4 protein-coding genes and 1 pseudogene are annotated in these 4583 nt (G+C 65.5%); 3 read left to right on the top strand and 2 right to left on the bottom strand.

The features are described from left to right. Together ELR45_RS37780 and ELR45_RS42705 are read left to right on the top strand one after the other, a co-directional pair. On the top strand, positions 1–885 hold an 885-nt coding region (locus ELR45_RS37780), incomplete at its 5' end, for an MMPL family transporter (protein WP_205856545.1). Positions 886–1360: 475 nt separating this feature from the next. Further along, positions 1361–1864 carry a Fic family protein gene (locus ELR45_RS42705; RefSeq protein ID WP_420813882.1) on the top strand — a complete coding sequence of 168 codons (504 nt, stop codon included), beginning with the start codon at positions 1361–1363 and terminating at the stop codon, positions 1862–1864. Between the two features lie 23 nt (positions 1865–1887). Here the strand turns inward: ELR45_RS42705 and ELR45_RS13480 are convergent, their stop codons facing one another. Next, the gene (locus ELR45_RS13480; RefSeq protein ID WP_129666808.1) at positions 1888–3462 is read right to left on the bottom strand and encodes a serine hydrolase domain-containing protein; all 1575 of its coding nucleotides are present in this window, start codon (positions 3460–3462) and stop codon (positions 1888–1890) included. A gap of 198 nt (positions 3463–3660) precedes the next feature. Between ELR45_RS13480 and ELR45_RS13485 the strand changes: the two genes are divergently transcribed. Beyond that, a complete protein-coding gene (locus ELR45_RS13485) occupies positions 3661–4302 on the top strand; it encodes a TetR/AcrR family transcriptional regulator (protein ID WP_129666811.1) in 642 nt (213 codons plus the stop codon). A 5-nt stretch (positions 4303–4307) separates the two neighbouring features. On the opposite strand, the pseudogene ELR45_RS13490 reads toward ELR45_RS13485, so the two are convergent. Beyond that, positions 4308–4583: pseudogene (locus tag ELR45_RS13490) on the bottom strand (hypothetical protein); the annotation flags it as partial.

Raw genomic sequence — 4583 nt, forward strand, 5'->3', positions numbered from 1 at the left:
ACGATAGACCAGGACGACCTGGCCGGTTATGCCGGGCAGCTCTCCGAACTGCCCGCCGTCGAGCGGGTGGAGACCAGCGCCGGCATGTTCGTCGACGGTGGGCCGGTGCCGGACGCGCCGCCCGCTCAGGGCATGAGCGCACCGTCGGCTGAGCGGCTCACGGTGGCCATCGACGCCGACCCGCGATCGGCGGCGGCACAGGATCTGGTCGGCGACGTCCGTGCGGTCACGCCGCCCGCGGGTGTGGTGACGCTGGTCGGTGGGGAGACCGCGACGCTGGTGGACAGCCTGGACGCCGTCAGCGACCGGCTGCCGCTCGCCGCGGGACTGATCGTGCTGACCACTCTGGTCATCCTGTTCCTGTTCACGGGCAGCATCGTCCAACCGGTGCGCGCGGTGATCAGCAACGTGCTCACATTCGGCGCGACCCTGGGCCTGCTGGTCCTGGTCTTCCAGGAGGGTTACGGCTCGTCGCTGTTGGGCTTCACGCCGATTCCGCTGGACATGGCGATGATCGTCCTGCTGTTCTGCATCGTCTTCGGCTTGTCCACGGACTATGAGGTCTTCATGATGAGCCGGATCAAGGAGCGGCACGACGCTGGTGCAAGCGTGGAGGAGTCCACCATCTACGGCTTGACCCACACCGGCCGGATCGTCACCGTGGCCGCGGCCCTGATCGCGATCGTGTTCTTCTCATTCCTCACCAGCCAGGTCAGCTTCCTCCAACTGTTCGGCCTCGGCGCCGGTCTCGCCATCCTGATCGATGCCACCCTGGTCCGTGGGGTCTTGGTGCCGGCGTCGATGCGGCTGCTCGGGCGCTGGTCCTGGTACGCGCCGAAAGCCCTCAAACGGGTACACGGCCGGGTCGGGCTGCGCGAGGCGTGACCAGCACAGCCGCCGTCAGCCCTCGGTGTCTTCCGCCTGCATCGTGAAGGTGTCCCGTCCGAGTTGATTCGACCCGCGGCGGACACCTTGGGGTTCGGGTCGAGAGGCGGATTGTTGGTGGCGTGCCCGGCCGGATCAGAGGAGGCGTGTGATCTTGGTTGAATCAAAAGTGTCCCGTCTCAGTTAGTTTTCGTGAGTCGGGACAACCTCGCAGCGAAAAGTGTCCCGTCTGAGTTATTTTTGAGCCTGCGGGACACTTTCATGGAGGTCGGAATGGCAGGTGGAAGGCCGTCGCGAAAGGCTACGCCGATGCTGCCACCTGGGTGTACGGACAGGGCGTCGAACCAGGTGATTGGTCGAACGGCGACCTCGTCAGCTTGACGGACGTCCGGTACGTTCATCAGCTGGTCATGACACCAGTCAGCCCTTTGAAAACGGCATGAAGCTGCCCTCGTGGACTGAGGTCAACGCGCACATGCTTGACTGGATTCGCCTCGTTGAAGGCATCCGTGAGTCCGACGACCGACCGTTGCCAGAGCGGCTGGCTGAGACTCACGTAACCTTCGAGAGCGTTCATCCGTTTCTCGATGGCAATGGCCGGGCGGGTCGTCTGCTGCTCAACCTCATACTGGTTCGCCTCGGCTACCCGCCGGCTATCGTCTATCGGAGAGAGCGCGACAGGTATATGAAGGCCCTCCATCGTGCCGACGGAGGCGACTTTGGTCCCCTTGGTGAACTTATTGCCCGCGCGGTGACAGACAACCTTCACCGTTTTGTCATGCCAGCTGTGGCTGGTCCAGCTCGGCTGCTGCCCTTAGCGGCGTTGGAGCGTGAAGGTCTGACTGCAAACTCGCTGCGCAAAGCTATTCTTCGTGGGAGTCTGCGGGCACAACAACAGCCTGACGGTACCTGGTTCAGCACGAAGGTGTGGGTCGACGACTACGTAGCCACGAGGTACCGCCGACGCATGAATAGCTGACGCTGGCACGAGGAAACATGACGTCACTCGAGGTGGTGCGACTCATCGATGCGGTTGAAACGGACGACACCGGTGGTGAGCCGCGCGGTGGCCAGCAGGAGCGACCCGACGACGACGGCGCTCAGCAGCCAGCCGACGTCCGGCGCCCATAGCCTGATCAGCGGTAGACCGGCGCCGACCGAGTCGGGGAGTGCGACGCCGGCGACGTAGGCCAGCGCCAGACCGGCTACGGTCCAGCATGCCGTCGTCACGAGGGTTCGGCGCCGTTGCGCTGGTGCGGCTTGGCCGCGGAGTGTCCTGTAGGCCGGCCATCCGGTCGCGCCGGCGATGCCGGCCAGAGTAGCGACCAGGCCGCCGAGCGTGAAAGCGTACGCGGGACCACTGGAGATCGGCTCGGGCTCGCCTCCGGCGAGAATCCGGCCGGCGTTCAGGCCCGTCGCGACCAGTTCCCAGTCCTGGAAGAACCCGTAGATGTTCTGCACGACGACGATGCCGCGTTCGAGCTCGGGGAGCAGGACGAGTGTGGCCTGATACCCGTGCACGGCGCCGCTGTGCCAGACGGTGCGGGTCCCGAGGTCCTCGTTCCTGGTGTCGTCGCGCCAGCCGAAGCCGTAACTGATGGAGTCGGTGACATGTGCGGCGCCCGCGTGCGCCAACTCGACGGACTCGGATCCGAGTACCTGGACTGATCCGTACGCGCCGTCGTTCAGGTGTGCCATTGCGAACTGGGCTAGATCTTGGACCGTGCCGCCGAGGTAGCCGTAGCTCGGGCCACTCTGGTCGTAATGCGCGGGTACGCTCACGGGCTGGCCGAACGCGTAACTGTGACCGTCGGCCAGAGCGTCGTCGGCGCCGTCCGGCGTCGTGATCGCGCCGGTCATCTCCAGCGGACCGAGGACATGCTTGCGCAGGTACTCGTGGAAGGGCTGGTCAGCGACCGCCTCGACCACGGCGCCGAGAAGGAGGTAGTTCTCGCTGGCGTACTCGAACTCCTCGCCCGGCACGGACAGTGGCTGGACGTCGGCAAGGTCGGCAACCGCGTCTGCGTAGGGTTCCTGCCGCCGGCCGAACCGGTCGGTGGCTCCGGTGCCTTCAGGGATGCCGCTGGTCTGCTCGAGCAGATGCCGGACCGTGATCAGTCCGGCCAGCTCTTCATCGGCGAGGGTGAACTCCGGGACGTAGCTGTGGACCGGCTTGTCGAGGTCTATCGATCCGTTCTCTACCAGGGTCATGACGGCCGTGGCCGTCACCGGCTTGGAGACGGATCCCCAGAGGAACGGGGTGTCGGCGGTGATCGGGGCGCCGTCGCCGTTTTCGCCCCAGGTGCCGATGTGCTCGATCGACTCCGGCGAGACGATCGCGTAAGCCATGCCGGGCGTCTTCGTGGCGTCCATGCGTTCGCGGAGATAGGCGTCGACCTTCGCGGCCTCCGTATCCGTCGGCGTGGTCTGTGCGCCGGGCTCTGTCGCCTCGCCGGACGCTGCCGAAGCGGCCGTCCTGGTGGAGAAGGTGGCGTGGGCAGCAAGGACAGCTCCGGTCGAGAGTATGACTCCGGCGATGAGGGCGGCGGCGGTCAGTGCGCGGGCATATGTCCTCATGAGGCTGGCTCTCTCACGTGGTCCGGCTACGGCGTTGCCGTATGAACGTACGGTTTATCTGTAACAATATACACGTACGGTTATTGTCGGGCTCAGAGATCCGGAAAGAATCCGTGTCGACGCGTGCCTTGTCCGAATGGCTGGGTCTGCTCTGGCGCTGGTCAGGCGGCTCTAGCCGTACGTTGATACGGTGACGTTGTGCCTCGGGTTGCGGATCACGACGCGCGGCGGCGGCAGATCGCTGACGCGGTGATCGGGCTTGTCGCCGGCTCAGGGCTCGACGCTGCGACTGTGGCTCACGTCGCCAAACAGGCCGGCGTGTCTGTCGGGCTCGTACAGCACTATTTCACCAGCAAAGACGACCTCCTGCTGTTCGCTTACCAGCAGGTGACAGCCGACGTCGGTGAGCGGGTCGCTGGGCATATCACCCAAGGCGAGGCACGCAAGGGGACCATCTCGGACGTGGTGTTCGCGAGCATGCTGGAACTGTTGCCGATCGACGACCGTCGGCGAGGGGAGTGCCGCGTGATGCGGGCCTTCCTCGGCCGCTCCGTGGACAACGCGACGTTGGCTGCCGTAGCGAGCGCGACATCTCAGAGAATCCATCGCGAACTGGCCACGGCGGTGCACAACGGCAAGGAGTGCGGGGAGGTCGAGTCTGACGCCGACGTCGACATGTCCGCGCTGCGGATAGCAGCGCTGGTGGATGGCCTCGCTGGACAGCTGTACCAGGCGCCGGGCCGGGCCGTCGGTGTGCGGGCGCTTCCGGATGCGGCCGAGGCAGTCCTCGAGGCTTGCCTCAACGGCATCTTCACCGGGGAATGCCGGCAGTATCGCTGACGATGTCATTCGATGTTTCGTGCCTCTTCGATGCGCCTGGCGACGGACATCTCGGCGCCGAGGGCGGCGACGTAGACCAACGACGCCGAGAACGGGCCGATCAGCCAGCTCACTGCCTCGGGCAGCACGGTTGCCAGGAGCCATGCCGTGCCGACGGCGAGCGCGATCGAGACGAGGCTCAGGGAGCTGCCGAGAGCGACGATCTCCGTGGCTTCCTGATCCTTCGGCTGGCGCTTGAATCCCCGAGTGATCATGGTCTCGATCACCGCGAAGCTGGCCAC

Source organism: Phytoactinopolyspora endophytica, from assembly GCF_004138495.1.
Taxonomy (GTDB): Bacteria; Actinomycetota; Actinomycetes; order Jiangellales; family Jiangellaceae; genus Phytoactinopolyspora; species Phytoactinopolyspora endophytica.